The 24314-nt window shown below is 69.5% G+C and carries 24 protein-coding genes, 1 pseudogene and 1 riboswitch; of the genes and pseudogenes, 9 read left to right on the top strand and 16 right to left on the bottom strand.

Translation table 11 applies throughout. The features are described from left to right. The coding region (locus SGCZBJ_RS20665) for a biotin carboxylase N-terminal domain-containing protein (protein WP_133149302.1) at nt 1-111 on the bottom strand (111 nt) is incomplete at its 3' end. A 273-nt stretch (nt 112-384) separates the two neighbouring features. On the opposite strand from SGCZBJ_RS20665, the gene SGCZBJ_RS20660 reads away from it, so the two are divergent. Further along, nucleotides 385-4170 (top strand): LamG-like jellyroll fold domain-containing protein, encoded by a 3786-nt coding sequence (locus tag SGCZBJ_RS20660; protein ID WP_101719820.1) that lies wholly within the window; start codon nt 385-387, stop codon nt 4168-4170. Beyond that, nucleotides 4167-4625 carry a GlcG/HbpS family heme-binding protein gene (locus tag SGCZBJ_RS20655; RefSeq protein ID WP_101719819.1) on the top strand — a complete coding sequence of 153 codons (459 nt, stop codon included), beginning with the start codon at nt 4167-4169 and terminating at the stop codon, nt 4623-4625. Before SGCZBJ_RS20660 ends, SGCZBJ_RS20655 begins: the two co-directional genes overlap by 4 nt. 103 nt (nt 4626-4728) lie before the next feature. Here the strand turns inward: SGCZBJ_RS20655 and SGCZBJ_RS20650 are convergent, their stop codons facing one another. Together SGCZBJ_RS20650 and SGCZBJ_RS20645 are read right to left on the bottom strand one after the other, a co-directional pair. After that, nucleotides 4729-5307, bottom strand: coding sequence for a type 1 glutamine amidotransferase family protein (locus SGCZBJ_RS20650; protein ID WP_101719818.1), 579 nt, complete (start codon nt 5305-5307; stop codon nt 4729-4731). Continuing rightward, a complete protein-coding gene (locus SGCZBJ_RS20645; protein WP_058349561.1) occupies nt 5307-5627 on the bottom strand; it encodes a heavy metal-binding domain-containing protein in 321 nt (106 codons plus the stop codon). The genes SGCZBJ_RS20650 and SGCZBJ_RS20645 overlap by 1 nt, the downstream gene beginning before the upstream one ends. Nucleotides 5628-5693: 66 nt before the next feature. Here SGCZBJ_RS20645 and msrB point away from each other — a divergent pair, with 66 nt between their 5' ends. Continuing rightward, a complete protein-coding gene (msrB, locus tag SGCZBJ_RS20640; RefSeq protein WP_101719817.1) occupies nt 5694-6173 on the top strand; it encodes a peptide-methionine (R)-S-oxide reductase MsrB in 480 nt (159 codons plus the stop codon). Between the two features lie 266 nt (nt 6174-6439). On the opposite strand, the gene SGCZBJ_RS20635 is transcribed toward msrB, so the two are convergent. From SGCZBJ_RS20635 to thiC, 5 genes are all read right to left on the bottom strand, one after another. Further along, nucleotides 6440-6832 carry a hypothetical protein gene (locus SGCZBJ_RS20635; RefSeq protein WP_101719816.1) on the bottom strand — a complete coding sequence of 131 codons (393 nt, stop codon included), beginning with the start codon at nt 6830-6832 and terminating at the stop codon, nt 6440-6442. Nucleotides 6833-6901: 69 nt separating this feature from the next. Further along, nucleotides 6902-7303 (bottom strand): hypothetical protein, encoded by a 402-nt coding sequence (locus SGCZBJ_RS20630; RefSeq protein WP_101719815.1) that lies wholly within the window; start codon nt 7301-7303, stop codon nt 6902-6904. 47 nt (nt 7304-7350) lie between these two features. Then, entirely contained in the window at nt 7351-7704 is a 354-nt protein-coding gene (locus tag SGCZBJ_RS20625; protein ID WP_101719814.1) for a DUF1428 domain-containing protein, read from the bottom strand. Nucleotides 7705-7785: 81 nt separating this feature from the next. Continuing rightward, the gene (locus tag SGCZBJ_RS20620) at nt 7786-9132 is read right to left on the bottom strand and encodes a S41 family peptidase (protein ID WP_101719813.1); all 1347 of its coding nucleotides are present in this window, start codon (nt 9130-9132) and stop codon (nt 7786-7788) included. Between the two features lie 73 nt (nt 9133-9205). Further along, entirely contained in the window at nt 9206-11044 is a 1839-nt protein-coding gene (gene thiC, locus SGCZBJ_RS20615; RefSeq protein WP_101719812.1) for a phosphomethylpyrimidine synthase ThiC, read from the bottom strand. 74 nt (nt 11045-11118) lie between these two features. Beyond that, nucleotides 11119-11224: riboswitch (TPP riboswitch) on the bottom strand. Nucleotides 11225-11350: 126 nt separating this feature from the next. On the opposite strand from thiC, the gene SGCZBJ_RS20610 reads away from it, so the two are divergent. After that, nucleotides 11351-12109: a hypothetical protein gene (locus SGCZBJ_RS20610; protein WP_205685438.1), complete on the top strand. Its 759-nt coding sequence runs from the start codon at nt 11351-11353 to the stop codon at nt 12107-12109. A gap of 3 nt (nt 12110-12112) precedes the next feature. Here SGCZBJ_RS20610 and ypfJ read toward each other — a convergent pair whose 3' ends face one another. Genes ypfJ through SGCZBJ_RS20595 form a run of 3 tightly spaced genes read right to left on the bottom strand, consistent with a single transcriptional unit; the run spans nt 12113 to nt 14026 of the window. Next, nucleotides 12113-12961, bottom strand: coding sequence for a KPN_02809 family neutral zinc metallopeptidase (gene ypfJ, locus SGCZBJ_RS20605; RefSeq protein ID WP_101719810.1), 849 nt, complete (start codon nt 12959-12961; stop codon nt 12113-12115). A 14-nt stretch (nt 12962-12975) separates the two neighbouring features. Then, complete coding sequence (locus SGCZBJ_RS20600; RefSeq protein WP_101719809.1) at nt 12976-13365, bottom strand: hypothetical protein; 390 nt, start codon at nt 13363-13365, stop codon at nt 12976-12978. A 43-nt stretch (nt 13366-13408) separates the two neighbouring features. Further along, nucleotides 13409-14026 (bottom strand): tetratricopeptide repeat protein, encoded by a 618-nt coding sequence (locus tag SGCZBJ_RS20595; RefSeq protein WP_240621597.1) that lies wholly within the window; start codon nt 14024-14026, stop codon nt 13409-13411. A gap of 216 nt (nt 14027-14242) precedes the next feature. On the opposite strand from SGCZBJ_RS20595, the gene cuyA reads away from it, so the two are divergent. Together cuyA and cuyB are read left to right on the top strand one after the other, a co-directional pair. Beyond that, nucleotides 14243-15244, top strand: coding sequence for a D-cysteate sulfo-lyase (cuyA, locus tag SGCZBJ_RS20590; RefSeq protein WP_101719808.1), 1002 nt, complete (start codon nt 14243-14245; stop codon nt 15242-15244). Between the two features lie 129 nt (nt 15245-15373). Beyond that, nucleotides 15374-16036, top strand: coding sequence for a cysteate racemase (gene cuyB, locus SGCZBJ_RS20585; protein ID WP_101719807.1), 663 nt, complete (start codon nt 15374-15376; stop codon nt 16034-16036). Nucleotides 16037-16181: 145 nt separating this feature from the next. Here cuyB and SGCZBJ_RS20580 read toward each other — a convergent pair whose 3' ends face one another. Then, nucleotides 16182-18128: a transglycosylase domain-containing protein gene (locus SGCZBJ_RS20580; protein ID WP_240621596.1), complete on the bottom strand. Its 1947-nt coding sequence runs from the start codon at nt 18126-18128 to the stop codon at nt 16182-16184. A gap of 97 nt (nt 18129-18225) precedes the next feature. On the opposite strand from SGCZBJ_RS20580, the pseudogene SGCZBJ_RS26585 reads away from it, so the two are divergent. Further along, nucleotides 18226-18367: pseudogene (locus tag SGCZBJ_RS26585) on the top strand (hypothetical protein); the annotation flags it as partial. On the opposite strand, the gene SGCZBJ_RS20575 reads toward SGCZBJ_RS26585, so the two are convergent. Both SGCZBJ_RS20575 and SGCZBJ_RS20570 read right to left on the bottom strand, forming a co-directional pair. Beyond that, the gene (locus SGCZBJ_RS20575) at nt 18348-19370 is read right to left on the bottom strand and encodes a sensor histidine kinase (RefSeq protein ID WP_101719806.1); all 1023 of its coding nucleotides are present in this window, start codon (nt 19368-19370) and stop codon (nt 18348-18350) included. The pseudogene SGCZBJ_RS26585 and the gene SGCZBJ_RS20575 overlap by 20 nt on opposite strands. Before the next feature lie 84 nt (nt 19371-19454). After that, the gene (locus SGCZBJ_RS20570; protein WP_101719805.1) at nt 19455-19634 is read right to left on the bottom strand and encodes a hypothetical protein; all 180 of its coding nucleotides are present in this window, start codon (nt 19632-19634) and stop codon (nt 19455-19457) included. Nucleotides 19635-20135: 501 nt separating this feature from the next. Between SGCZBJ_RS20570 and SGCZBJ_RS20565 the strand changes: the two genes are divergently transcribed. After that, nucleotides 20136-21773, top strand: a complete 1638-nt coding sequence (locus SGCZBJ_RS20565) for a pectate lyase (RefSeq protein WP_101719804.1) — start codon at nt 20136-20138, stop codon at nt 21771-21773. A 113-nt stretch (nt 21774-21886) separates the two neighbouring features. Here the strand turns inward: SGCZBJ_RS20565 and SGCZBJ_RS20560 are convergent, their stop codons facing one another. Both SGCZBJ_RS20560 and SGCZBJ_RS20555 read right to left on the bottom strand, forming a co-directional pair. Then, entirely contained in the window at nt 21887-23395 is a 1509-nt protein-coding gene (locus SGCZBJ_RS20560) for a DUF885 domain-containing protein (protein WP_101719803.1), read from the bottom strand. Nucleotides 23396-23452: 57 nt separating this feature from the next. Further along, nucleotides 23453-23773, bottom strand: a complete 321-nt coding sequence (locus tag SGCZBJ_RS20555) for an ArsR/SmtB family transcription factor (RefSeq protein ID WP_101719802.1) — start codon at nt 23771-23773, stop codon at nt 23453-23455. Between the two features lie 84 nt (nt 23774-23857). Between SGCZBJ_RS20555 and SGCZBJ_RS20550 the strand changes: the two genes are divergently transcribed. Next, on the top strand, nt 23858-24205 hold the full coding sequence (locus tag SGCZBJ_RS20550; protein WP_101719801.1) for a putative quinol monooxygenase: 348 nt from the start codon (nt 23858-23860) through the stop codon (nt 24203-24205). The last annotated feature ends 109 nt before the right edge of the window (nt 24206-24314 follow it).

Raw genomic sequence — 24314 nt, 5'->3', positions numbered from 1 at the left:
GGCGTCGGCGTCCGAATAGACCACCACCGTGGCGATCCCCAGCCGACGGCACGTCTTGATCACCCGCACCGCGATCTCGCCCCGGTTGGCGATCAGGATCTTGTTGAACATGCGGTCCGTCCCCTGGTGATCTGTCTTTCTAAATCCTCCCCTTTTGGGGGAGGTGGCCTGGAAGGCCGGAGGGGGTCAGCACCGCCTTCGGCGGGCCCCCTCAGTCGGCTTCGTCGACAGCTCCCCCAAAGGGGGAGCATCTTCGCGCCGCGCACGCCCTTCCGTAAGGCGTATCAGGCCAAGGCCGGTTTGCAACGCGGGCCGCTCGCGCTAAAAGCGTCGCAGGAACCATGACACCGGTTTCCAATAAGAACGACTAGGGAGTGAAGCGTAGTGAAATCGGCGCTTTTTCTGGCTTCGGCCTTCTCGGTTCTCGCCGCCGCCGGCGCGGCCAGTGCGGCCGCCCCCGCCGAACCCGCCCTCCTCTTCCACGTTTCCGGCGACAAGGGCCTGAAGGCCGACTACGCCGCCGGCGACGCGATCCCCAACTTCGCCGACAAGGTGGCGGTGATCCCGGCCGGCAAGGCCGGCCCCGCCCTCTCGGCCCAGGACGACGGGATCCTGGCCTGGAACGCACCGGGCAACATCCAGGCCCAGCGCGGCACGCTGTCGTTCTTCTGGCGCTCGGGCTATCCGGTCGGCGTCGCGCCCTTCGTGATCTTCCGCGTTGGCTACGCCGACCACACCAGCTGGGACATGGCGTTCCTGCGCATCGACTGGAACGGCCACGGCTTCGACGCCTTCGTCACCGACAACGGCCTGGCCCGCACCCGCGTCTCGTTCAAGCTGGACAAGCCGCCGGCCGCCGACGCCTGGACGCACCTGGCCTTCACCTGGGACGAGCAGACCGGGGTGCAGCTGTTCGTCGACGGCAAGCCTGTGGCCAAGAAGGAGGCCAAGAGAGTCTATGACGCGGGCCTGGACCAGTTCGGCATCGCCGGCCGGGTGATCGCTCCGCACCAGGTGCAGAGCCGCTACAACTTCCTGCGCGGCGGCGACCTGGACGAGATCCGCGTCTACGACCGCGCTCTGGACGCCGCCGGCGTCGCCGCCCTGGCCCGCAACGAGGCGCTCCCCGCCGCCGCCCCGGCGCCGACGCTGGACGATCCTGCCACGCGCGCGGCCTGGCGCCTGCGCCATGGCTGGACGGGCGAGGCCCCGCCCCTGCTGACCGATCCGGCCACCCGCATCCGCAAGGTCGAGTTCACCGACGCCAAGGACATCAAGGAATGGATGTGGCGGGCCAATGACGGCATCCCCGAGACCACCTGGCCCGGCGTCTACAACCGCTCGCGCCTGGAAGGCCGCGACGACTATTTCCCGCTGCCGGACTGGAACACCTATGTCGAGGGCGGCAAGGCGCTGACCCTGGCCCTGCCTGACGAGCCGATCAGCCGCCTGGAGATCCAGGGCACGGCCTATGGCGACCTGACCTGGGCGGCGAAAGCCGGCGACAAGGGGACGAAGATCAGCGTGCGCCCCAAGGACCTGTATCGATCGGTGACCGCCCTGGCCCAGCCGCTGAAGGGCGGCGTGCTGACCTTCACCAACACCGACCAGGAAACCCCGATCCAAGAGCTCTGGGCCTATGACGTCAGCGCCGGCAAGGAGCCCGACGGCGTCTTCAAGATGAACTACACGGTCCGCGCCGAGGTGGCGCCGGACTATCTGAACCTCTCCGACCTCAACGCCTATGTCGCCGGACGCTTCCCGGCCGGCGAGCGGGCGACGGTGGTGGCGATCCCCGACGCGGCCCCGCAGCGCAAGCGCCCGGCCGCCGACCTTTCCGCGCCCGGCCTGCCGATCGTCCACGTGATGATCCCGTCGGGCTTCGGCGACGCCCCGGCCGCGCAAGCCCTGGCCCGCAACTGGGCCTATGGCTGGGAGAACGCCCGCGACGGCCTGGACGGGATCGCGCTGGACATCCCCGCCCTGCCGGGCGCGGCAGGCGCGGTCATCCCGCTGAACATCCAGGTCAAGGACCCGATCTGGCCGGGCCGCAACATGATCGACGTCTCGGTCTCGGTGAAGGCCGGGCAGGCCCGCACCCTGTGGCTCGACCTGCGCGACCGCACCCTGACCGCCGACAGCCTGTACCTGACCATCGCCGCCGACAGCGCCGAGTTCGGACCCAAGGCCCTGAACGGCGCCAAGGTGCGGCTGGTGTTCAAGGCCCGCGAGGAGGCCAGGGCCGAGCACGTGGCCGACCGCTTCAACCAGGTGAAGGACAACTGGGCCTTCCTGGTGGAGGAGCACACCACCTCCAAGCGCCAGGGTCTCTATCGCCGGCTCTACGCCGACATCTCCGACCTGCTGCGCGTGGATCCCGACCACAAGGAAGGCCGCGAATACTGGGGCGACATCACCTATGGCAGCCAGGGCTGGCCGGCCTTCGAGCAGCCCAAGGCGCCCGCGGGCGTCCCGCTGTGGGCCTTCCGGCAGACCGAAGACCTCAAGCGGGTGGCCAGGTTCATCAACTGGTGGATCGACGAGCGCCAGGTCCCCTACGGCGACTTCGGCGGCGGCCTGTCGGACGACACCGACCTTCTACAACAGTGGCCGGGCCTGGCCTTGATGGGCGTCGATCCCGACAAGGTGAAGGGCTCGCTGAACCTGCTGACCGACGCGGTCTATCGCAACGGCATGTTCACGAACGGCCTGTCGACCATCGCCACCGACGAGCTGCACGCCTACGAGGAGGGCATCAACTCCAACAGCGAGGCGATGTATCTCGACTACGGCGACCCGCTGGCCGTCGAGCGGCTGTTCACGACGGTCAAGGCCCTGCCGGGGATCATCGATCGCAACCCGGCCGGCCACATCCACTTCAACACCAACTGGTACAGTGGTTCGATCTCGTACCGCGAAGGCCCTTGGGAGTGGCAGAAGCCCTACTCGTTCGGCGTCGTGCACCCGGCGATCCTGATCGGCGACTACAACCGCGACCAGACCGCCCGCGACATCGTGCTGGGCCTGGCCGACGGCTACCTGGCGCACGTGAAGCCGGACGGCTCCTATCCCAACGAGATCAACTGGCGCACCGACGCCGAGCGCGGCGGCACGGTGCTGCAAGGCTCGGGCGCGGGCGGGCCGTTCCAGATCTTCTGGCAGGCCTGGCGCTGGACGGGCGACGCCAAATACCTGGCCCCGATCCAGTGGCGGATCGGCAAGAACGGGATCAAGTCGCTGAACGATCTCAACGACAACGCCCTGTCGATGCTGAACCTGGGCGACGCCAACAAGGACGCCATCGTCAAGTCGGCCGCCAAGGGCGGAGCGATGGAGCGCTTCGCCGCCTGGGGCCTGACCGGCGACAAGACCTGGCTCGAAAAGGCCTATGCCGACGAGATCCAGTGGGCCGACCAGCACATGTACATGCACACCGAGGGCCACTGGTGGTCGGACCGGGTGGAGATCCCGTCCGACGTGCTGCAACGCTCGCGCCTGGGCGGCATCGCCAACAAGCGCGGCCAGATGACGCCGGGCCACCTGGTCAGCTGGCGCTTCGAGAACGGGGCGAAAGGCGAGGACGTGGCGATCCTGGTCAAGGACGGAACGGCCAAGGGCTTCAAGGTCGTGGCCTACAACCTGTCGGACAAGCCGGTGAGCGCGACCATGACCGGCTGGATGGTCGCGCCGGGCCAGTGGACGCTGACGCAAGGCGTCGACACCACCGGCGACGACGCGATCGACGGCGCGGGCGAGACGCGGCAGGTGGCCTTCGAGCGCACCAAGGGCGTGACCGTCGTGTTGCAACCGGGCCAGACCATGATCATCGACATGGCCCTGGCGACGCCGGGCGACGATCCTGCCCAGCGCGCCGACCTGGGCATCGGTCGCGGCGACGTGACGGTGAAGGGCTCGGCGATCACGGCCAAGGTGCACAGCCTGGGCGCCCAGGACGCGACGGCCTCGAAGCTGGAGCTGGTCGACGGCTCGGGCAAGGTGCTGGCCAGCGCCGCCGTGCCGGCCCTGGCCGCGCCGAAGGACCTGCTGCCCAAGGTCCATACCGCCCGCCTGAAGATCCCGGCCGGCGCCAAGCCGTCGGAACTGCGGCTGCGCATCGTCAGCGACCAGCCGCAGATCACTGCTCTCAACGACGAGGTGAAGCTGCCATGATCCGTATCGCACTGATCGCCGCCAGCCTGCTGGCGGCCTCCACCGCCTGGGCGGCCGAGCCCTACGGCCGCAACGTCACGCTGAGGGAGGCGAAAGCCGTGGCCGCCGCCGCCGAGGCCGAGGCCCTGAAGACCGGCGTGGCCGTGACCATCACGGTGGTCGAGCCGAACGGGCAGCCGGTGCTGGTCTGGAAGATGGACGGGGCCTCGTACTCGGCTCCCGAGGTCTCGCGCCGCAAGGCTGAGACCGCCACCGCCTATCGCCGGCCGACCAAGGCGTTCCAGGACGCGGTGAAGGGCGGCAACCTCAACGCCATCTCCAACGGCGCCCTGGCCATCGAGGGCGGCGAGCTGCTGCTGGTCGATGGCAGGATCGTCGGAGCGGTCGGCGTGGCCGGCGCCACGCCCGAGCAGGACGGCGTCCTGGCCCGGGCGGGCGCGGCGGCGGTGAAGTGAATGAGTTCCTCGTCCTTCGACAAGCTCAGGATGAGGAACTCAAACCTGCCTCGGCAATCACCCTCATCCTGAGCCCGTCGAAGGACGAGGGTGACGCAGGGCCTCAGCCCTCGCCGAACTCGCGGGCGAACATCGCCACATAGCCGTCGAGGCGCTCCGAAGCCTCGGGCGCGATCAGCCGGGTGACCTCGGCCGAGAAGGTGACCGGCGCCGAGCCGGCGGCGGTGACGATCCTGCCGTCGACCACCGCGCGGGGGCTTTCGACATAGCCCTCGGCGCCGGCGTAGCCGGGGGCCTGCTCGGCCAGCCAGTACTTGCCGTTTGAGGTGTGGGCCTTGCCCGCCAGCAGGCCGGCCTTGGCCAGGGCGATGGTCGCCCCGCAGATGCCGGCGACGATCTTGCCGTCGGCATGGGCCTGACGCAGCAGGCTGAACACCGCGTCGTTCTCGTAACCCTGCCAGGCCTCCGAGCCGATCAGCAGATAGGCGTCGGCGTCCGACAGCACCGGATCGTCGAACCGGTAGTCGGCGGCGGCCAGGATCCCGCCGATCGAGGTCTCCGGATCACCGCCTGGGGTGGCGATCTCGATCTGGACGCCGAAATATTCACGCAAGGACGCCAGCACGGGACCGGCTTCCCAGTCGGCCCAGCCGGGCTGGAGGAAGGCGACGGCGATCGTCATCAGCGCAGCTTCACGGCGGTGCCGGCGGCGGTGACCATCAGCATGCCGTTGTCGGCGCCGAGTGCCTCGTAGTCGAGATCCACGCCCACCACGGCGTCGGCGCCCTGGCGGCGGGCCTCGTCGATCATTTCCTGCAGGGCGATGTCGCGGGCCTCGCGCAGGGCCTTCTCATAGCCCCCGGCGCGGCCGCCGATGATGTTGGTGATGCCGGCGAACAGGTCGCGGAAGATGTGCGCGCCGATGATCGCCTCGCCCGAGACGACGCCCAGGGTGGCCACGGTCTCGCGCTCGGCGACGTACGGAGTGGTCGAGGTGATCATGCGGTTCCCGTCCCTTGATGCGGCCTGCCCTACCGGCGGGCCGTGCGAGCCCCTAGATTGGCATGCATGACCCAAGCCGCCACCCTCTCTTCCACAGGTTTCGACCTGACCCCGCCCACCGAAGCCGAGCGCGAGCGCCTGGAAGGCGACCTGACCGCCGAGGAAGCGCGCGTGCTGCTGCACCATGGCACCGAGGCGCCGTTCTGCGGCGGCCTGCTGGGCGAGAAAAGCCCCGGCGTCTACGGCTGCCGGCTGTGCGGCCTGCCGCTGTTCAAGCACGAGACCAAGTTCGAGAGCGGCACCGGCTGGCCCAGCTTCTACGCGCCGTTCGACGAGGACCACGTCAAGGCCGTGCGCGACACCTCCTACGGCATGGTCCGCATCGAGACCCGCTGCGCCCGCTGCGACAGCCACCAGGGCCACGTCTTCCCCGACGGCCCGGCCCCGACGCGGCTGCGTTACTGCATCAACTCGGTGTCGTTGCAGTTCGTGAAGGCCGGCGATCCCCTGCCCGACCCTCTGCACCGCGGTGATCGCCTGCCCTGACGCACAGCAAAGCTTTCCCCGAAGGAAATTCGACCCTCGGTGGAAAAAATGGATTGCTCGACACAACTATAAAGAGCACATTCGATCCGACGCCGCAGGTGCGGCGACTCGCTCGGGCGACGTCCCCTAGGCGTATGTCCGAACCGCCTGCGCACAACCTCCGGCAGGGTTGCAGCGCTCCATGGCGGACGCGTCGGGAGGAGGCCCCTTCCCCCCAACCTTCTCCCGACGCGAACCCGTTTTCCTGAAATCGAAAACGCCGAAAGTCAGGACGAGACGGCGGGCCCGTAGGCGACATAGCCGCGCTCGACCATCCGGCGCAGGGCCTCATAGGCGGCGGAAAGCTCGTCATAGGCCAGACGCAGGGCCGCCAGCTTCTCGACCTCGGCGGCGTCGGGCGCGCGGCCCGACTGGCTGATAGCCAGCGCCATCGCTGCCCAGCGCGCCCGGGCCTGGGCCGTGGTCACGGCCAGCTTCTGGAAATGGCCGGCGTCGAGCCGCCCCAGGGCCTGGGCCATGATCTCACGATTGGAGATGAAGGCGGTGTAGTCGATCTGCTCGAGGTGGCCGCGCAGGCGGCGCTGCTCCTGAGGATCGATGTCCTGCGGTTCGAAGTGATCGCTGAACCGACGGGTGCTGGACGTGACGGTGGACGACATGACGGCCTCCCTGACCGCATCGCGCATGCCGGAGAGTCTGCGCCCGAGGCCTTAAGCGGACCTTACACCTCAATCGGGCGTCAGCAGACCCTGCAACCCGACGATCATGGCGATGATCCCGAAGACCGCCAGGACGAGGCCCGCGCCCTGCGCGCCGCTGGCCGGCAGCTCGCCGGTTCCGCCCAACCTACGGGCCAATGCGCCGGCCCGCAGGCGGTCCCACAATAGCAGGACGCCGACGGCGATACCGACGATCTCGAAGTGGAAGACGTGCGGCCCCGAGACCAAGTGCACGATCAGGAAATAGCCGCCGCAGACCAGGGCCGCGATCCCGACGATCCAGCCGAACGGCGCCAGGCGCGCGGCGAACCGTCCCAGGTCGTCGCCCGCCCTGGGCAGCAGTGCCAGCAGGCCGATCGCCAGCAGGAAGCCGCCGACGAGATTGCAGAGGTCGAGGATCAGTTCGAGCATGGGCGTGGAATGCCGGCCGGGTCGCCGGCGTTCCACGGCCGGGGGTTTCAGCGCTCGACGATGGCCTCGAAGCCGCCGAAGATCATGCGCTTTCCGTCGAAGGGCATGTCGTTCATGTACGGCTTGAGACGCTCGTCCTCCATGACCTTGGCCATCACCTCGTCGCGCTTGGCCTTGCTGTCGTAGGTGATCCACGAGAACACGGTGACCTCGTCGTCTTTCAGCTGGACGGCGCGGGGGAACGAGGTCAGCTCGCCGTAGGGCACGTCGTCGGCGATGGCCTCGACGTAGGACAGCGCGCCGAGCTCCATCCAGATCGTGCCGGCCAGCGTGGCCATCTCCTTGTAGCGCTCGACATTGGCCTTGGGCACGGCGACCACGAAACCGTCGACATAGGTCATGGGATCCTCCCTTGGATCGTTGTTGCGCCCCTTAGGACGTTTCAACGCGGCAGGAGCCGACAGGGGCGCCGCGAAAAAGTTTCAGCGCCCGCCGATCAGACCCAGCAGGCGGTCCAGCCCCCTGGCGTGGCCTTGCGGGTCATTGGGCGGAAAGACCGGCAGCGGAACCTGCGGGGCGATCCCCTGCCCTTCCACCACCTGGCCGCCGGCGTCGCGATGCAGCTCGGCCGGCAGGGCAAAGCGCCAGCCGTTCGGCAGCGGCTTCTGCAACTGGTCCGACAGCGCCCCGCGCGTCGTCTCGCCCGCCTGTCGCACATTGGGCAGGGCCCGCATCGACAGCGTGAAGGTCTCGCCGGCGCTGACCGTGACCTGGCTGGTCAGCAGCCAGACAGGGCCGAGATAGCGCGGCCGCTCGGACGGCGTGATCAGCAGCGGCTGCGCTACGCCGTCGCCGCCGACCACGACCTTCGAGCCGACCTCGCGCCGACGATCGGCGAAGCGTGCGGCGATCCGGCGGGCGATCACGTCATAGCCGCCGCGATTGTCGCTGACGTCGACGATCACCGCCCTGGCGCCGGCGAAGGCGACCACGGCCTCGTCCAGCGTGGCGTCGAGCAGCGCCGTGTCGTCGTCGCCGGCCAGGGGATCGAAGCCGCCCATGGAGGTCAGGGCCAGATAGCCGACCTCGCCCTTGCGGCCCCACAGGATCCGCCCGCCGGCCGCCTCGCGCACGCCCGGCTGCGCGGCCAGCACCTGCGCCCGCCAGGCCCTTGTCCAGGCCGCCTCGCCGCCCGGAGCGGCCTTGGCCCGCATCACCGCCGCCGCCTCGCCGAACCGTCGGGTGCGCATTTGGCCGTCGACGACGCCGTCGAGCTCCACATGGGCGTCGTCGATCCCGCGCAGCAGCACGGCCAACGCCTTCCACAGCGCCGCGTCGTCCGGCGCGTCGCCCAAGACGGCGAAGGCGTCGCGCCGCCGAGCGGTCCAGTCGAGACCGCGTTCCTGGGAGAGCGGGTAATAGGCGGCGAAGGTGTTAGCGACCGCGGCCAGGGTCCGTTGCGGCGTCCACGGTCGGACGTCGGCGCAAGCGGCCGGCAGGGCCTTCAGCCGATCGAACCGATAGACCGTGCCGTCGGCCTCTCCGGCCGTCTCGATGGCGGCGCCGACTGGCCGCCACAGCTTCAGCACGCCGTCGGGATCAGCCTCGGCGCGGGGGTCGCGCCAGCAATCCTCGCCGGCCAGATGGTATAGGCTGGGTCCAGAAGCGTCGAACCGCACGACCCAGCCATAGCCGCGTGAGCGCCAGACGCCTTGAAGGGGTTTGGCGACGACCTCTTCCGTCATCGTAGGTCGCATGGCCGGCTCGGCCCGGACGGGCGAAGCCGGCGATGCGGCGGCCAAGGCGGCGGCGAACAGGAACGACCTCATTCGCCCACCTTGAGTCGACCGCAGCTTCAGCATCAAGACGGCCGGCGAGAACAAGCCTCGCCGGCCGCGATCATCACTCCGTCTTCAGGTAGATCTCAGACCCCCGTTCTCGGAACTTCTCGCTCATTTCGGCCATGCCCAGTTCGGCCGTGTTCGGCGCCTGGGCGGCGGCGAAGTCGCGGACTTCCTGGCTGATCTTCATCGAGCAGAACTTCGGGCCGCACATCGAGCAGAAGTGCGCGGTCTTGTGCGCCTCCTTGGGCAGGGTCTCGTCGTGGAAGGCCTGGGCGGTCTCGGGGTCGAGGCCGAGGTTGAACTGGTCTTCCCAGCGGAACTCGAACCGCGCCCGGCTGATGGCGTCGTCGCGCATCGAGGCGCCCGGGTGCCCCTTGGCCAGGTCGGCGGCGTGGGCGGCCAGCTTGTAGGTGACCACGCCGACCTTGACGTCGTTGCGGTCGGGCAGGCCCAGGTGCTCCTTGGGCGTGACGTAGCAGAGCATCGCCGTGCCGAACCAGCCGATCATGGCCGCCCCGATCGCCGAGGTGATGTGGTCGTAGCCAGGGGCGATGTCCGTCGTCAACGGACCGAGGGTGTAGAAGGGGGCCTCGTGGCAGTGCTTGAGCTGCTCTTCCATATTGGCCTTGATCTTGTGCATGGCCACGTGGCCCGGCCCTTCGATCATCACCTGCACGCCGTGGTTCCAGGCCACCTTGGTCAGTTCGCCCAGGGTGCGCAGTTCGGAGAACTGGGCCTCGTCGTTGGCGTCGGCGGTCGAGCCCGGACGCAGGCCGTCGCCGAGGCTGAACGACACGTCGTAGGCGCGCATGATCTCGCAGATCTCGTCGAAGCGCTCGTAGAGGAAGTTCTCCTTGTGGTGGGCCAGGCACCACTTGGCCATGATCGAGCCGCCGCGCGAGACGATGCCGGTCACGCGCTTGGCGGTCATCGGGACGAACGGGAGGCGCACGCCGGCGTGGATCGTGAAGTAGTCGACGCCCTGCTCGGCCTGCTCGATCAGGGTGTCGCGGAAGACTTCCCAGTTCAGGTCCTCGGCGACGCCGCCGACCTTCTCCAGCGCCTGGTAGATCGGCACGGTGCCGATCGGCACGGCGCTGTTGCGGATGATCCAGTCGCGGATGTTGTGGATGTTGCGGCCCGTCGACAGGTCCATGACCGTGTCGGCGCCCCAGCGGGTGGCCCAGACCATCTTGTCGACTTCCTCGGCGACGGTGCCGAGCACGGCCGAGTTGCCGATGTTGGCGTTGATCTTGACCAGGAAGTTGCGGCCGATGGCCATCGGCTCCAGTTCGCCGTGGTTGATGTTGGCCGGGATGATGGCGCGGCCGCGGGCCACTTCCTGGCGCACGAACTCGGGCGTCACGAAGTCGGGGATGCTGGCGCCGAAGTCCTCGCCGTCGCGCACGCAGGGGCGGGTCTGTTCGCGGCGCAGGTTCTCGCGGATGGCGACGTATTCCATCTCGGCGGTGATGATCCCGGCCCGGGCGTATTCCAGCTGGGTGACCAGCTTGCCTTGCGTTCCGCGGAAGATCTTGCGGCCGTTGTCGGGGAACTGCGGGGCCAGGTGCTTGCCCTGGGCGAAGCCGTTGTCCTCGGGCTTCACCTCGCGCGGGTTGGCCACCACCTCGACGTCGCCGCGGGCGACGACCCAGGCGTCGCGGGCGCGGTCCAGGCCCTTGGCGATGTCGATGGTCGCGTTCGGGTCGGTGTAGGGACCGGACGGATCATAGATCGTCACCGGCGGCTCGTTGGCCGACGGGTGGACGGCCACCTCGCGGAACGGCACGCGGATGTCGGGGAAGATCTCGCCGGCCTGGTAGACCTTCCGCGATCCCGGCACGGGGCCGGTGGCGACGTCGCCGGTCGCCGGAAGGATGGGGGTTTGGGCGTTCATGTTGCGGGCTCCTCAAGCACTGAAGAGACCCGGACGTGTCGAGCTAAGTCGGTCTTACGGCCTGGACTGTACGCTTCCGGACCGCGTTCCCTCCCTTCGCCGGCATGACCCGGATCAGGTTCGACGGGTCAGGGCTCAAGCCCAATCTCAGCCGCGACAGCGACCCCCCGGTGAACAGGGCGGACACTAGGAGGATTGACGCGCGGGTCAAGAGCGCGTGCGAAACGACGGTTTGTAAGGCGCTGCTCGGGCCGTATCTTCCGGCTGGGCGGGGGAATCATGGACGATCGCTTTTCGATCCGGCGCGTGCTCGGCGCGCTCGGTCGCATCCTGAAGGCTCACTGGGCCGGCCTGCTGGCCGTGCTCGTGGCGCTGGCCCTGGGTCGCACGGGGCTGGAACAGCTTTTCGACCTGGCCCCTCGAGGCTTCCATGCCGACGAGGTCATCTGGCCGACAGCGACCTCGTTCATGCGCGTGGCCCTGACCGCCCTGCTGACCAGCGCTTTTCTTCGGTGCGTGCTCGTTGGGGTTCGCAACTGGAAAACTTCCACGCGCGCCGCGCTGACAAGCTTTCCGGCCGTATATGGCGTGCTGCTGCTAGTCACCCTGCCCAACATGGTCGGCGAGGCATTGTCGACGGCGGCGGTGGCCATGTCGGTGGCGGCCGACGCCCCGATGCAGGACGTGGCCTGGATCAAGCTGAAGATCGGCCTGACGGCCAGCCTGGTCAGCTTGTCTCTTTACGCCCTGATCAGCCCCGGGGTCGCGATCGCGGTCAAGGAAACCCCTTCGCTCGCGACCGCCCTGGCCAGCGCCCTACGCCTGACACGCAAGCGGCGCTTCCGGATTGTGCTCATCGAGTTCACCTCGATCGTGCTGACCGCCGTGATACTCGCGGCGGCGATGTCCCTGCCCTTGCTGACGCTCGAAGCTCCGCGCGCCTTGAACATCATTCCGCTGATCCGCGCGGTCCTGGACTCGCTGTTCATCGGCCTGGAGATGCTGATGATGGCGGCGATCTACCAGGAACTGCGGCGGACCCGGCCGCTCCAGGCGACCGCCTGACCCCTACAGATCGTCCGTGGCGAAGGTGTCGCAGGCGGCGGGCTTGCCGGCGTCGTAGCCCTTGCCGAACCAGCGCATGCGCTGCTCGCTGGTGCCGTGGGTGAAGCTGTCGGGCATCACCTGCCCTTGCGCCTTGGACTGAATGGCGTCGTCGCCGACGGCGGCCGCCGCGCCCAGGCCGTCCTCGATGTCGGCGCGGGTGATGCGGATGCTCGAGACCTCGGGCGCGTGGCGGGCCCAAACCCCGGCGTAGCAGTCGGCCTGTAGCTCCAGCCGCACCGAGCCGCTCTCGGCGCCGCGACGGCCCAGGCGATCGGCCTGGCGGGTGGCGCCCAGCTGGTTCTGGATGTGATGGCCGATCTCGTGGCTGATCACATAGGCGCGGGCGAACTCGCCCTTGGCCCCGAAGCGGCTCTCCAGCTCGTTCCAGAAGCTGAGGTCGAGATAGACCTTGAGGTCGGCGGGGCAATAGAACGGCCCCATCGCCGACTGACCCAGGCCGCAGCCGGTGCCGGTCTGGTCGTCATAAAGCACGACCGAGGTCGGCGGGACGTAGCGGCCGCCCGAACGAGCGAAGATCGGACCCCAGACGTCGGTGTTCGAGGTCTCGATGACGTCGACGAAGCGGCCGCCCTCGTCCTGCACCGAACCACGCCGGCCTTCCTGCTGCTGGGCCGCCGGCGCCTGCGCGCCTTCGACGGCGTTCAGCGTGGTCTGCGGATCGACGCCGAACACGAAGTAGCCCACCGCCGCCAGCACCAGGGCTCCGATGCCGCCGCCCGCCGCCGCCACAGGTCCGAGACCGCGCCGGTCCTCGATGTTGCCGGACTGCCGGCCGCCTTCCCATTCCATGCGCGCAAGACCCTCTAGCGATCCGAAGCGGGCTTGATGGCCCGCAGCACCTCATTGCTCCGCGCCAGCCGCGCGTCGGTCAAGCGGTCCAGTTCGTCCAGCCGCAGCGACAGCCCCGCCGACGGATCGCCCCGCTCGGGCAGGACCTCGGCCGGCGGCGGCCGGTAGGGCTGACCCGTGCTCGCCCCCTGCGCCTGCAACGAGCGCAGGGTCTGGGCCGCCGCCGCGCGGTCGCGGGCGGCCTGGGCTTCCTGGCCCTGCGCCATCTGCTGCTGGCGCAGGGCCTCGATCTCCATCCGCGCGGCCGCGCGCTGCTGGGCCAGGCCGGCATCCGTCTGGGCGCTCGCCGCACTCGCCGCCAGCGCCAGGCCCGTCGAGACCGCTCCCGCCAACAACAGCTTCATGGCACGCCTCCGTCGCCGCCCCGCGCGCCGGAAAGGCGCGGCCTCAGCGGCTCTTGAACGAGAAACGCGCCAGCTCTTCCTTCGGCGCCGTCCATTTCGGATCGAGCTCGGCCGCGCGCTGGAAGTCGTAATAGGCCGCCTTGACGTCGCCGAGGTTCTCGTGGGCCAGGGCGCGGTTGTAGTAGGCGCGCTCGGGCTGCTTTACGCCCAGGGCAAGGCCCCGGTCGATCTCGCTCAGTCCCTCGGCGAAGCGATCCTCGGCCACCAGGGCCGCGCCCCGGTTGACATAGACCTCGCCCAGCTTCGGCTCGATGCGGCCGGCCGCGTCGAAGTCCGCGCGCGCCTCGACATAGGCCTGGCGCCGCAGCTGGATCACGCCGCGATTGACCAGGGTGCGGGCCCGGTCGCCCATAGAGAGGGTCTCGACCTCCAGCGCCGTGGTGCACAGCCGCATGGTGTCGTCGTCGTAGCGTCCCCGGATCACGGCTTCGGAGCAGTCCTTGGCGATGCCGCCGCCGATGATCAGCACCGAACCCGCCGCGTTCGCGGCCGGGGGCAGCATCGCCAGCACGGCGACGCCGAGGATCCAGCCGCGCAGCATCCTGGCGCCGGAGCGGCCGATGCGCGGCGGCGGCCGAGACTTGAGGATCTTGGCTTTCATGCGTTTTCTCCCAACGTCCGCCCGGCCTTCCGACAGGCCCGCGGGATGGGGAAAACCAAGCCGCGGGTACGCGGGGACAGGCTTTTTGCGCCCGGCGACGTCGAGGCCGCCAGGCGAGCGCCAGCATAGCACCGTTTGGGCCCGACGCCTCGCCGAAACGCTTTGCCAGCCGCCCTCGCGCAGCCTATCTCCAGGCGTCCGGATCGGAGTTCCCGCATGCACCTGGCCCGCTTTCCCCGCGCCCGCTTCGCCCACTTGCCGACGCCGCTCGAGCCCCTGCCCCGCCTCGGCGCGGAACTGGGGATCGACCTCTGGGTCAAGCGCGACGACTGCACGGGCCTGGCCGGCGGCGGCAACAAGACCCGCAAGCTGGAATTCCTGCTCGGCGAGGCCCTGGCCCTGGGCGCCGACACCCTGGTGACGCAAGGCGCGGTGCAGTCCAACCACGTGCGCCAGACCATCGCGGCCGGCGCCCGCCATGGACTTTCGACCGAGGTGATCCTCGAGGAGCGCACGGGCTCCAAGGCCAGCGACTACATGGGCAATGGCAACGTGCTGCTCGACCGGCTGATGGGCGCTTCGATCCGCTTCGTGCCGGGCGGAACCGACATGAACGAAGAACTGGAAGCCAGCGCCGAGATCGTCCGCCGGCGGGGCGGCAAGCCCTATGTGATCCCCGGCGGCGGCTCCAACACGGTCGGCGCCCTGGGCTATGTCGACTGCGCCCGCGAGCTGGTCGTGCAGGCCGACGGCCTCGACTTGAAGATCGACCGCCTGGTCACCGCCACCGGCAGCGCCGGCACCCATGCGGGCCTGGTGGCCGGCTTCGCGGCGCTGTCGGTCGACATCCCCATCCTCGGCTTCGGCGTGCGCGCGCCCAAGGCCAAGCAGGAAGAGAACGTCTTCAACCTGGCGGTCGCCACCGCCGAGACGATCGGCGCGGCCGGTCGGGTGCGCCGCGAGGCGGTCGTGGCCGACTGCGACTATGTGGGCGAAGGCTACGGCCTGGTCGACCAGGGCGTGATCGACGCCCTGGCGCTAGCCGCGCGGACGGCAGGCCTGCTGCTGGATCCGGTCTACTCGGGCAAGGCGATGAAGGGGCTGATCGACCAGGCCCGCAAGGGAACGTTCAAGGGCGAGCGGGTGGTGTTCCTGCACACCGGCGGCGCGCAAGGGCTGTTCGGCTACCAGTCGGTGCTGGAGCCGGCGCTGGGCTGAGGAGCCGAAAACCTTGTCCTTCGACAAGCTCAGGATGAGGTTTTCTACTGATCATGGCGTTGGATCTGGTCCTCATCCTGAGCCTGTCGAAGGACGAGGACCACGCAAGGTGTTGGCAAAGGAAACCCGATGAGCAAGGTCCTCGGCGTGCTGGGCGGCATGGGTCCGGCCGCCACCCTCGACTTCCTGGCCAAGCTGCAGGCCGCCACACCGGTGGTGCGCGAGCAGGACCACATCCGGGTGCTGGTCGACATCAATCCCAAGATCCCCGACCGCAACACCGACGGCGACGCGGCCGGCCCGGTGCTGGCGGCCATGGCCGCGGGGCTGCGCGACGCGGGCGCGCAGGTGCTGGCCATCGCCTGCAACACCGCCCACGCCTTCGCCAATGAAGTGAAGTCCAGCGGCCTGCCGCTGATCGACCTGCCGGAAACTGCGGTCGAGGCCGCCCGCATCGCCGGCGCGACCCGCATCGGCGTGCTGGGCACGGCCGGCGGCCTTTCGATCTACCGCGACCGGCTTTCGCACCTGGGGCTGGAGGCCGTGACGCTGGGCGACCACGAGCAGGTCGAGTTCATGGCCCTGCTCTATCGCATCAAGCGCGGCGACCTGTCGGCGGCCTCGCGCCAGACCATGGCGGCGCTGGCCCATCGGCTGGTGGGCCTGGGGGCCCAGGCCGTGGTGGCGGGTTGCACAGAAGTGCCGCTGGTCATGGGCCAGGACGACCTGACCGTGCCGTTCGTCGATGCGACGCAGGCCTTGGCCAAACGGTGCGTGGAGGTTTGCCGGTAACTGGCCAAGGGACCTCCCCCTATGGGCGAGGCGATCGCGCAGCGATCGGTTGGGGGTGTGGTTGCGAACTCACACATCGTCCCGGAGGCTGAAAACCTCCCCCTCCGGCCTTCGGCCGCCTCCCCCACGGGGGGAGGTTCCTAGATCACCCCCCGAAGATCCGCCGCAGCCAGCGCGGGATGCCGCCGAGATCCTGCTCCAGCTCACGCTCCAGACCCTCTTCCTCGGACGGCGGCTGCACGCGGGGAACCGGGGCGCGGTCGCGGGCGATCAGGCCGGCCTTGAGGCCCTGGCCGACGAAGTCGCGCCAGATCTGGGCCGGCAGGCCGCCGCCGGTGACGCCATTCATCGGCGAGTGATCGTCGTTGCCGACCCACACCCCGACCACCAGGTCGCCGGTGAAGCCGACGAAGACGGCGTCGCGGTGCTCCTGGGTGGTGCCGGTCTTGCCATAGGTCAGCTGGCCGGTGCGCGCGGCGCGGCCGGTACCTTCCTCGACCACCGCGCCGAGCAGTTCGTAGAGCGCCGCGCGCTGGGCGGTGTCGAGCGGCCGGCTGGGCGGAGCAGCCTCGCCCTCCTTGCGCGGCCGGCCGTAGGGCGCGACCGGCATGTGGCCCGAGGCGACGGCGGCGTAGGCGCTGGTCAGCTCCAGCAACGTGGTCTCGGCCGCGCCCAGCGACAGGCTGGCGTCGGTGGCCTTCAGCGGCGAGTTGATGCCGAGATCACGCGCGGCCTGCACCACCGCCTCGCCGCCGGCCGTCTGCCAGATGCGGGCGGCGATGATGTTGTTGGACTGGGCGAAGGCGTCGCGCAGGGTCAGGTCGCTGCCCACGCCGCCCTCGTAGTTCCTGGGCGTCCAGCCGTTGATGGTCACCGGATCGCCGACCACCCGCATGTCGGGCCGGGCCCCGTCGCGCAGGGCCGCTAGATAGACGAACAGCTTGAAGGCGCTGCCTGGCTGGCGCTTGGCCTGGACCGCGCGGTTGAACTGGCTCTTGGCGTACGAGCGGCCGCCGACCATGGCCACCACCTTGCCGTCGGGGCGCATGGCGACCAGCGCCGCCTGCCCCGCCTTCAGCCGGGTTCCCGACCGGGCCAGGGCGTTGTTGACCGCCTGCTCGGCGCGGCGCTGCAGGCGGCCGTCGAGCGTGGTGGGCACGCGGACCTCGCCGTAGCGGGCGGTCTCGAAGGCGTCGGCGATCTGCGGCGAGACCCAGTCGGCGAAATAGCCGCCGACCGGCAGGCTGGCGCGCGTGGCCCGGGCCCGGGCGCCGCGGGCGTTGGCGGCCTGCTCGGGGGTGATGAACTTGACCTCGACCATGTCGGCCAGCACCCGGTCGGCGCGGGCGGCGGCGGCCTTGGGATTGTCGACCGGGTCCAGGCGACTGGGGGCGTTGACCATACCGGCCAGGATCGCGGCCTGGCCCAGGGTCAGCTTCTCCGGCGGACGGCCGAAGTAATGACGCGAGGCCGCACCCAGGCCATAGACCCCGTCGCCGAAATAGATGCTCGACAGATAGCGGGCGAGGATCTCGTCCTTCGACAGGCGCAGCTCCAGCCACACCGCGATCACCGCTTCCTGCGCCTTGCGGCGAAGCGTGCGCTCATTGCTGAGGAAGGCGTTCTTGGCCAGTTGCTGGGTGATGGTGCTGGCGCCCTCGCGGGCCTTGCCGGCCTTGATGTTGACCGCCGCCGCCCGGCCCATGCCCCAGATATCCAGGCCGAAGTGGCGGCGGAAGCGGCGATCCTCGATGGCGATGAAGGCGTCGGGCACGTACTTGGGCAGGTCGGCGACGACGACGGGCGCCTCCTTGTAGGCCCCGCGCCGGGCGAAGGCCTTGCCCTGGGCGTCCAGCAGCACGACGGCCGGGCTGTCGAGCGGCTCCAGCGAGCGCGACAGCGGCAGGCTGACGCCTATCCAGACGAAGGCGGCCAGCAGGGCGGCGAAGACCAGGCCGAAGAAGCCCATCCAGCGCGGATGGCGGCGAACGAAGGCGATGGTTCCACGGGCTCTCGCGGCGACGAAAGCGGCCACGGCCAGCGCGCCATGCCGCGCCCTCACCGTCCAGGATCGCCAGTCGAAATCGGCCACTCGGCCCCCGTTTCCTGTTTGAGCCCTCGCCTGAATGGCAAGAACTTGCGGCAGGAAAGCGTCACAGCAGGGCGGAGGTTTCCGGCTCGGTGCGTGGCCCTCGTCCTTCGACAAGCTCAGGATGAGGACCACTCATCGGCTTAGGGGGGGCGAAAAACCTCATCCTGAGCCTGTCGAAGGACGAGGTTTTCGTCTCAGGCGCGGGCAGACGATTCCCCCTCAGGCCTGCAGCGCCATGAAGGCGTCCACCCGGTCGAGCGCCGCCAAGGGCGCGCGCAGGGTGCAGACCAGGCCCTCGGGCCGGTAGTCGAGCTCGACCTCTCCGTCCAGCTCGCTGGCCAGGGCCAGTTCGATGATCCGTGAGCCGAAGCCCCGCCGCGAGGGCCGCGCGACAGGCGGGCCGCCGCGCTCGGTCCAGGTGACCAGGAGGCGCGCGCCGGGCTGCGAGGTCCAGCGCACCTCGACCTTGCCGCCGGGAACCGACAGGGCGCCGTACTTCAGGGCGTTGATCGCCAGTTCGTGGAAGGCCAGGGCCATGACCACCGCCGGCTTGGGCGAGACCATCAGGTCAGGCCCGTCGACCCGCACCGCATGGTCGGCGTTGCGATAGGGCCGCAGCGAGCCCTCGACGATCTGGCGCAGGCTGGCGGCGGCCCAGTTCTCGTCGGTCAGCACGTTGTGGGTGGCGGCGATCGCCATCAGCCGGCCCTCGAAGGCCCGGCGCACGGCCGGATCGACCCCGGCGTTGCGCAGCGACTGGGCGGCGATCGACTGGACGATGGCCAGGGTGTTCTTGACCCGGTGATTGAGCTCGTTGACCAGCAGCTGGCGGTGACGCTCGGCCAGCATGGCGGCGGTGACGTCGCGCGAAGCGGCCAGCACCCGCACCACCCTGCCCGCCTCGTCCAGCACCGGCGAGACCGTGGTGTCCCACCAGCGGACATTGCCCTTGGCGGTCGGGCACAGGGCGCGGAACGACGAGGAGCCCCCGGCCAGGGCCTTGTTCAGGGCGTCCTCGACGGCGGGGCGGCTTTCGGGCGGCCACATGTCGGGCCAGTAGCGGTCGCGATTGCGGCCGTCGAAATCGTCGATCTCGAACAGCTCGCGGCCGCGCAGGTTCATGTATTCGATCAGACCGGCGCGGCTGATGACGCGGATGCAGTCCTGGCTGGCTTCCAGCACGCTGTGGAAATAGGCGCCGGCGCTGGCCAGCACGCCATCGTCCATGAGCTCCTGCCCCATGCCCCCTCCGTCGCCCGGCCCCATGTGGAGCCCGCGTTGCGCGAGGCCGCGGCGATCGTCAGGAACACGTTGAACGGCGTCGCCTCAGCAGGCGCCGGCGGGCGCGTCCTCGGCGCAGGCTTCCATCAGTCCGACCATCGCGGCGGTGATCCGCGAGGTCTGGGCCATGCGGCGAAGGGCTTCGCGGGCGTGGGCGCTGTCGGCGATCTCGGCCTGACGCTCCAGCCGTTCGGCTTCCCTGAGATGATCGTTTTGGCTCGGCATGGTTTGATTCTTTACTGCGAATGAACGTCGTTCTCCATGCGACCGCGCGACGCAGGCCGAAGGGTTTCGTTAACGCTCTCAGCCATTTAAGTGCGACAGCACATATGAAAACACCCCCGGGCCATACGACCCGGGGGTGTCGTCCTGTTCCCCAACAGGACGGCGTCGCCCGCTGCCTTTCCGGCGCGGCGGCGTCGCCTCATGAACCGATGGTGGTCATTTGTTGGATATCGCCTCCTGAGACAACGCGGCGGCCTGTCGCACACGTCTCAGGGGAAATTCGGCGTCGCCTCGCCAACAAGGCGCTTGCCAATCATGACACCGGTGGACATTGTGTCGTCCAAACGCACGCCGAGCCAACGGCGGCAAGGATTCGAGGCTTTGCGCCTCGACGGGGAAGGAAACCAAGGCGCAGCTTGGAAACAGGCGTCGCGACCAGCCTCCGGACCCTGCCGCCTGCGTCCCCGCGTCGCGCCCGCCCGCTCTGGAGTTATCGCGTCGATGCCGCTCAGCCCCCTCTCCCGCCGCCGCCTGCTGGCGACCACCGCGGCCGCCTTCGCCGCCGCCGCGGGCCTGGCGCCCTTCAAGGCCCTGGCGGCCGAGGCGCCGAGCAAGGAAGCGGCGCTGGCGACGATGAAGCGGGCCACCACCTTCATGGTCGAGAAGGTCGCCTACCAGGGCGGCTATGTCTGGAGCTACCTGCCCGACTTCTCGCGCCGCTGGGGCGAGATGGAGGCCTATCCGACGATGATCTGGGTGCAGCCGCCGGGCACGGCGACCATGGGCCACCTGTTCCTCGACGCCTATCACGCCACCGGCGACGAATATTACTACGAGGCCGCCAAGCAGGTGGCCGGCGCCCTGATCAAGATCCAGCACCCGGCCGGCGGCTGGAACTATCTGGGCGACCTGGCCGGCGAGCAGTCGATCAGGAAGTGGTACGACACCATCGGCAAGAACGGCTGGCGGCTCGAGGAATTCCAGCACTACTACGGCAACGCCACCTTCGACGACGCCGGCACGGCCGAAAGCTCGCAGTTCCTGCTGCGGCTCTATGTCGAGAAGAAGGATCCGACCTTCAAGCCGGCCCTGGACAAGGCCATCCAGTTCGTCCTCGACAGCCAGTACCCGGTCGGCGGCTGGCCCCAGCGCTTCCCGCTGAAGGACGAGTTCCACCACCACGGCCGTCCCGACTACACCGGCTACATCACCTTCAACGACGACGTGGCCGGCGAGAACATCGAGTTCCTGATCATGGTCTGGCAGGCGCTGGGCGACCCGCGCGTGCTGCCGGCGGTGAAGAAGGCCATGGACTGCTTCGTCGCCTGCCAGCAGCCCCTGCCCCAGGCCGGCTGGGGCCTGCAGCACAAGGTTTCCGACCTCAAGCCGTCGGGCGCGCGCACCTACGAACCCGAGGCCTTCGCCACCCACACCACCGCGGCCAACATCACCGCCTGCATGGGCTTCTACGAGCTGACGGGCGATCCGAAGTACCTGGCCCGCCTCTCCGAGGCGCTGGACTGGCTGGAGACCACCAGGCTGCCGGTCGAATACCAGAAGGGTCGCCAGTTCCCGACCTTCGTCGAGATCGGCACCAACAAGCCGCTCTTCGTGCACCGCACCGGCAGCAACGTCGTCAACGGCCGCTACTATGCCGATGGAAATCCCGAGAACACGGTGGCGCACTACTCGTCGTTCCGGGGCGTCAACATTCCAGCCCTGCGCAAGCGGCTGGAGACGCTGAAGGCCACCCCGCCCGAGGTCGCCAGCAAGGCCTCGCCGCTGAAGGGCGGCCGTCAGGCGCTGCCGAAATACTACACGCTCAAGGACGTCTCGGTGTCCGACCTGAACGTCGGCGCCCTGAAGGGCGATGCGACCGCCGGCGCGCCGGACAAGGCCGCCGGCCTGATCGCGGCGCTGAACGAGGCCGGCTGGTGGCCGACCGAGCTGAAGGCGACCAGCAACCCCTATATCGGCGACGGCTCGCCCACCCCGGCCCCGGGCGACTTCAGCCGCACCCACGTGGGCGACGCGTCGGACACCTCCCCGTACGTGACCGACAAGCCGAAGATCGGGATTTCGACGGGCAGCTACATCGAGAACATGGTGACGCTGCTGAAGTACATCGGGGCGGCGTAACCCGCCTTCGGCGCCCCCCTCAGTCGGCTTTGCCGACAGCTCCCCCAAGGGGGGAGCATCTGGAGCGATAAATCCTCCCCCTCTGGGGAGGTGGCCCGGAGGGCCGGAGAGGGTCAGCGCGGCGCCAGCATCGCCAGCGGCAGCGTCCCGCGATCCAGCACCCGGCCGTGGAACTCGCGCAGGGTCCCGCCCCAGGCGCGACGCAGGCGCGCCAGTTCCAGCCAGTACATCCCCTGCCCGGCCGCCGCGCCCGGGGCGATGGCGGTGCGTTCGACCTCCTGGGCGAAGGGCGCGAAGATCACCGGCGATCCCTGCACCTCGGCCAGGAAGGCCATGGCCCGCTCGGGCGTCCAGCCCTCCAGGTGGATCCCGATGTCCATGCGGGCGCGGGCGGCGCGGAACAGGATCCAGTAGAGGCCGCCGATCTCGGCCAGCGGCTCGCCCTCGAAGGCGCCCGTCTCCCAGGCCAGGTGCTCGGCATAGACGGCCCAGCCCTCCATGGCCGCCGGGCAGGCCACGCGCGAACGGTAGGAATGCGCGCCCGACAGCTCCTCCTTGGGGATTTGCAGCATATGGCCGGGCAGCACCTCGTGGTGCACCACGGCCGGCAGGCTCCAGCTGGGCCGATCGCGGATGCGCTTGAGGTCGACATAATAGGCGCCCGGCTTCGTCCCGTCCGCTGACGGCAGGTCGCGATAGCCCTGACGGCCGGCGGCCTCGTCGGCGGGCGACATGCGGCGTACGGACACCGCGTCGACCGCGCCGGGCAAATCACCAAAGGCCAGGGGCAGACGGGCGCGGGCCTTGGCCAGCCAAGGCGCCATGTCGGCGATGGCGCGGTCACGGCCGACGTCGTCGTCCGTATAGAGGAAGCGCTCGTCGGCCATCAGCGCCCGCAGGCGCTCGCCCACCCCGCCCTGGGTCAGCCCCTGGGCCTTCAGCAGCACGTCGGCGCGGACGTGCAGGCCCTTGATGGCCTCGTCCAGCCGGCGGCGGGCCTCGACTGGGGCCAAGGGCGCGCCCAGTTGGGTCTTCAGCATGGCGGCGTAATAGGCCTCGCGATCCTTGAAGCGCACGCCGGCGGCGGTCCCGGCGCGAGGCTTCAATGCCAGCAAGGCGTTGCGCTGGCCGTTCAGCGCGCCCCCCACCGACGGCGAGGATTTCGACCGCGCCTCGACCAGGGCCTTGTCCAGGCGATCGATCAGGAAGGCGGGCGGGACGACGCCGGCGGCGGCGTCCTTGCGGATGCGGTCGGTCTCGGCCTGGATGCGCGCGACCATCGTCGGCGCGGCGTCGCCCCAGGCCTCCGGGGCCTTTTGCCAGGCGCCCGAGCGGGTGGTGACGACATACGGCCCCGCCGCGCCCGCGCCGAACGGAAAGCGGCGCACCAGTTCGGCTTCGGCCGTCGTCGCGATGCGCACGGCGTCGTAGTCGAGGCGGGCCTTGGGCGACAGGGCCTGGGGATCGAGGGCGGCCAGGGCCTTCAGCTTGTCGTCGGCCGTTCCGCCCTTGGCGAAGCCGTCCAGCAACGTTTTCAGCACCGCATCGCCAGATTGGGCCAGGGCCGGACCGGCGGCCAGGCACGCGCCGGTCAGCAGCATCATCGCGCGACGATCGATCATCCGGCCGCCTCCCTGTTGTCTCGTTATTCCCTGTCGTAGCGGGAAAGACACCGGTGTCTAGAGGGCGCGGTCCTCGGCCGCGACCAGGGCCAGCAGGCCGGGAAAGCGGGCCTCGATCTCGTCGCGGCGCAGCTGGGCGGCGCGGCTGTTGCCGCGGTCGACCTGGCGGATCAGGCCCGCCTCGCGCAGCACCCGGAAATGGTGGGTCAGCGAAGCCTTGCTGACCGGCAAGCCGAACGAGACGCAGGTGCGCTCGGTCAGCGGCTCGGCGCGCACCAGCTCGGCGATCACGCGGCGGCGCAGCGGATCGGCCAGGGCCGCCAGCAAGGCGCCCAGCTGCATTTCCTCGGGTTCGGGGTGGCCGTCGGCGTCGGGCATCGGGTCTCCAGGCCAAAGGTAAGGATTGAACCATACCTCTGAAGCATTTTAGGTAAGCACATATCCTTACCTATGAGGCCCAGCATGTCCAACACCCCCTTCGGCCCGCCCCTGCCCGACGCCGGCGAGACAGGTCCCTACGCCCTGGTCGGCACGGCTCGCGCCCGTCCCGGCATGGCCGACCAGCTGGAGGCGCGGCTGGTGTCGCTGGTCGCGCCGACGCGCCGCGAGGCCGGCTGCGTGGCCTATCACGTGCATCGCGATCGCGCCGACCGCGACCTCTTCGTCTTCTACGAGGCCTGGAGCGACCGCGCCGCCCTGCTGAAGCACTTCGACGAGCCCTACATCCTGGGCTTCCTGGCCGACCGCGCCGATTACCTTGATGGCGAACTCGACGTGCGCTGGCTGCGGATGAGCAGCTCTCAGGCCTGACGGCGGGCGGCTGGGTGCATCCGCGCGCAATACATTCATAGATTGCAAAATCGGCGAATTCTCCCGAAGGTGCCGGCGGAGCCTTCGGGGGGCGACCACCATGTCACGC

It is taken from the genome of Caulobacter zeae (assembly GCF_002858925.1).
GTDB classification, from domain to species: domain Bacteria; phylum Pseudomonadota; class Alphaproteobacteria; order Caulobacterales; family Caulobacteraceae; genus Caulobacter; species Caulobacter zeae.
The sequence above is the reverse complement of the archived record's forward strand: the minus strand, read 5'-3'. Positions and strand labels throughout refer to the sequence as shown.

Coding starts and splice junctions, on each gene's coding strand:
- SGCZBJ_RS20600 (WP_101719809.1), bottom strand. CDS start 13,365: ATGAAGCTGTTGTTGGCGGGAGCGGTCTCGACGGGCCTGGCGCTGGCG.
- SGCZBJ_RS20625 (WP_101719814.1), bottom strand. CDS start 7,704: ATGACCTATGTCGACGGTTTCGTGGTCGCCGTGCCCAAGGCCAATGTC.
- SGCZBJ_RS20550 (WP_101719801.1), top strand. CDS start 23,858: ATGTCCAACACCCCCTTCGGCCCGCCCCTGCCCGACGCCGGCGAGACA.
- SGCZBJ_RS20565 (WP_101719804.1), top strand. CDS start 20,136: ATGCCGCTCAGCCCCCTCTCCCGCCGCCGCCTGCTGGCGACCACCGCG.
- SGCZBJ_RS20630 (WP_101719815.1), bottom strand. CDS start 7,303: ATGCTCGAACTGATCCTCGACCTCTGCAATCTCGTCGGCGGCTTCCTG.
- cuyB (WP_101719807.1), top strand. CDS start 15,374: ATGAGCAAGGTCCTCGGCGTGCTGGGCGGCATGGGTCCGGCCGCCACC.
- SGCZBJ_RS20650 (WP_101719818.1), bottom strand. CDS start 5,307: ATGACGATCGCCGTCGCCTTCCTCCAGCCCGGCTGGGCCGACTGGGAA.
- SGCZBJ_RS20655 (WP_101719819.1), top strand. CDS start 4,167: ATGATCCGTATCGCACTGATCGCCGCCAGCCTGCTGGCGGCCTCCACC.
- ypfJ (WP_101719810.1), bottom strand. CDS start 12,961: ATGGAATGGGAAGGCGGCCGGCAGTCCGGCAACATCGAGGACCGGCGC.
- SGCZBJ_RS20575 (WP_101719806.1), bottom strand. CDS start 19,370: ATGGGGCAGGAGCTCATGGACGATGGCGTGCTGGCCAGCGCCGGCGCC.
- SGCZBJ_RS20635 (WP_101719816.1), bottom strand. CDS start 6,832: ATGTCGTCCACCGTCACGTCCAGCACCCGTCGGTTCAGCGATCACTTC.
- SGCZBJ_RS20560 (WP_101719803.1), bottom strand. CDS start 23,395: ATGATCGATCGTCGCGCGATGATGCTGCTGACCGGCGCGTGCCTGGCC.
- msrB (WP_101719817.1), top strand. CDS start 5,694: ATGACCCAAGCCGCCACCCTCTCTTCCACAGGTTTCGACCTGACCCCG.
- SGCZBJ_RS20555 (WP_101719802.1), bottom strand. CDS start 23,773: ATGCCCGACGCCGACGGCCACCCCGAACCCGAGGAAATGCAGCTGGGC.
- SGCZBJ_RS20620 (WP_101719813.1), bottom strand. CDS start 9,132: ATGAGGTCGTTCCTGTTCGCCGCCGCCTTGGCCGCCGCATCGCCGGCT.
- thiC (WP_101719812.1), bottom strand. CDS start 11,044: ATGAACGCCCAAACCCCCATCCTTCCGGCGACCGGCGACGTCGCCACC.
- SGCZBJ_RS20595 (WP_240621597.1), bottom strand. CDS start 14,026: ATGAAAGCCAAGATCCTCAAGTCTCGGCCGCCGCCGCGCATCGGCCGC.
- cuyA (WP_101719808.1), top strand. CDS start 14,243: ATGCACCTGGCCCGCTTTCCCCGCGCCCGCTTCGCCCACTTGCCGACG.
- SGCZBJ_RS20645 (WP_058349561.1), bottom strand. CDS start 5,627: ATGATCACCTCGACCACTCCGTACGTCGCCGAGCGCGAGACCGTGGCC.
- SGCZBJ_RS20570 (WP_101719805.1), bottom strand. CDS start 19,634: ATGCCGAGCCAAAACGATCATCTCAGGGAAGCCGAACGGCTGGAGCGT.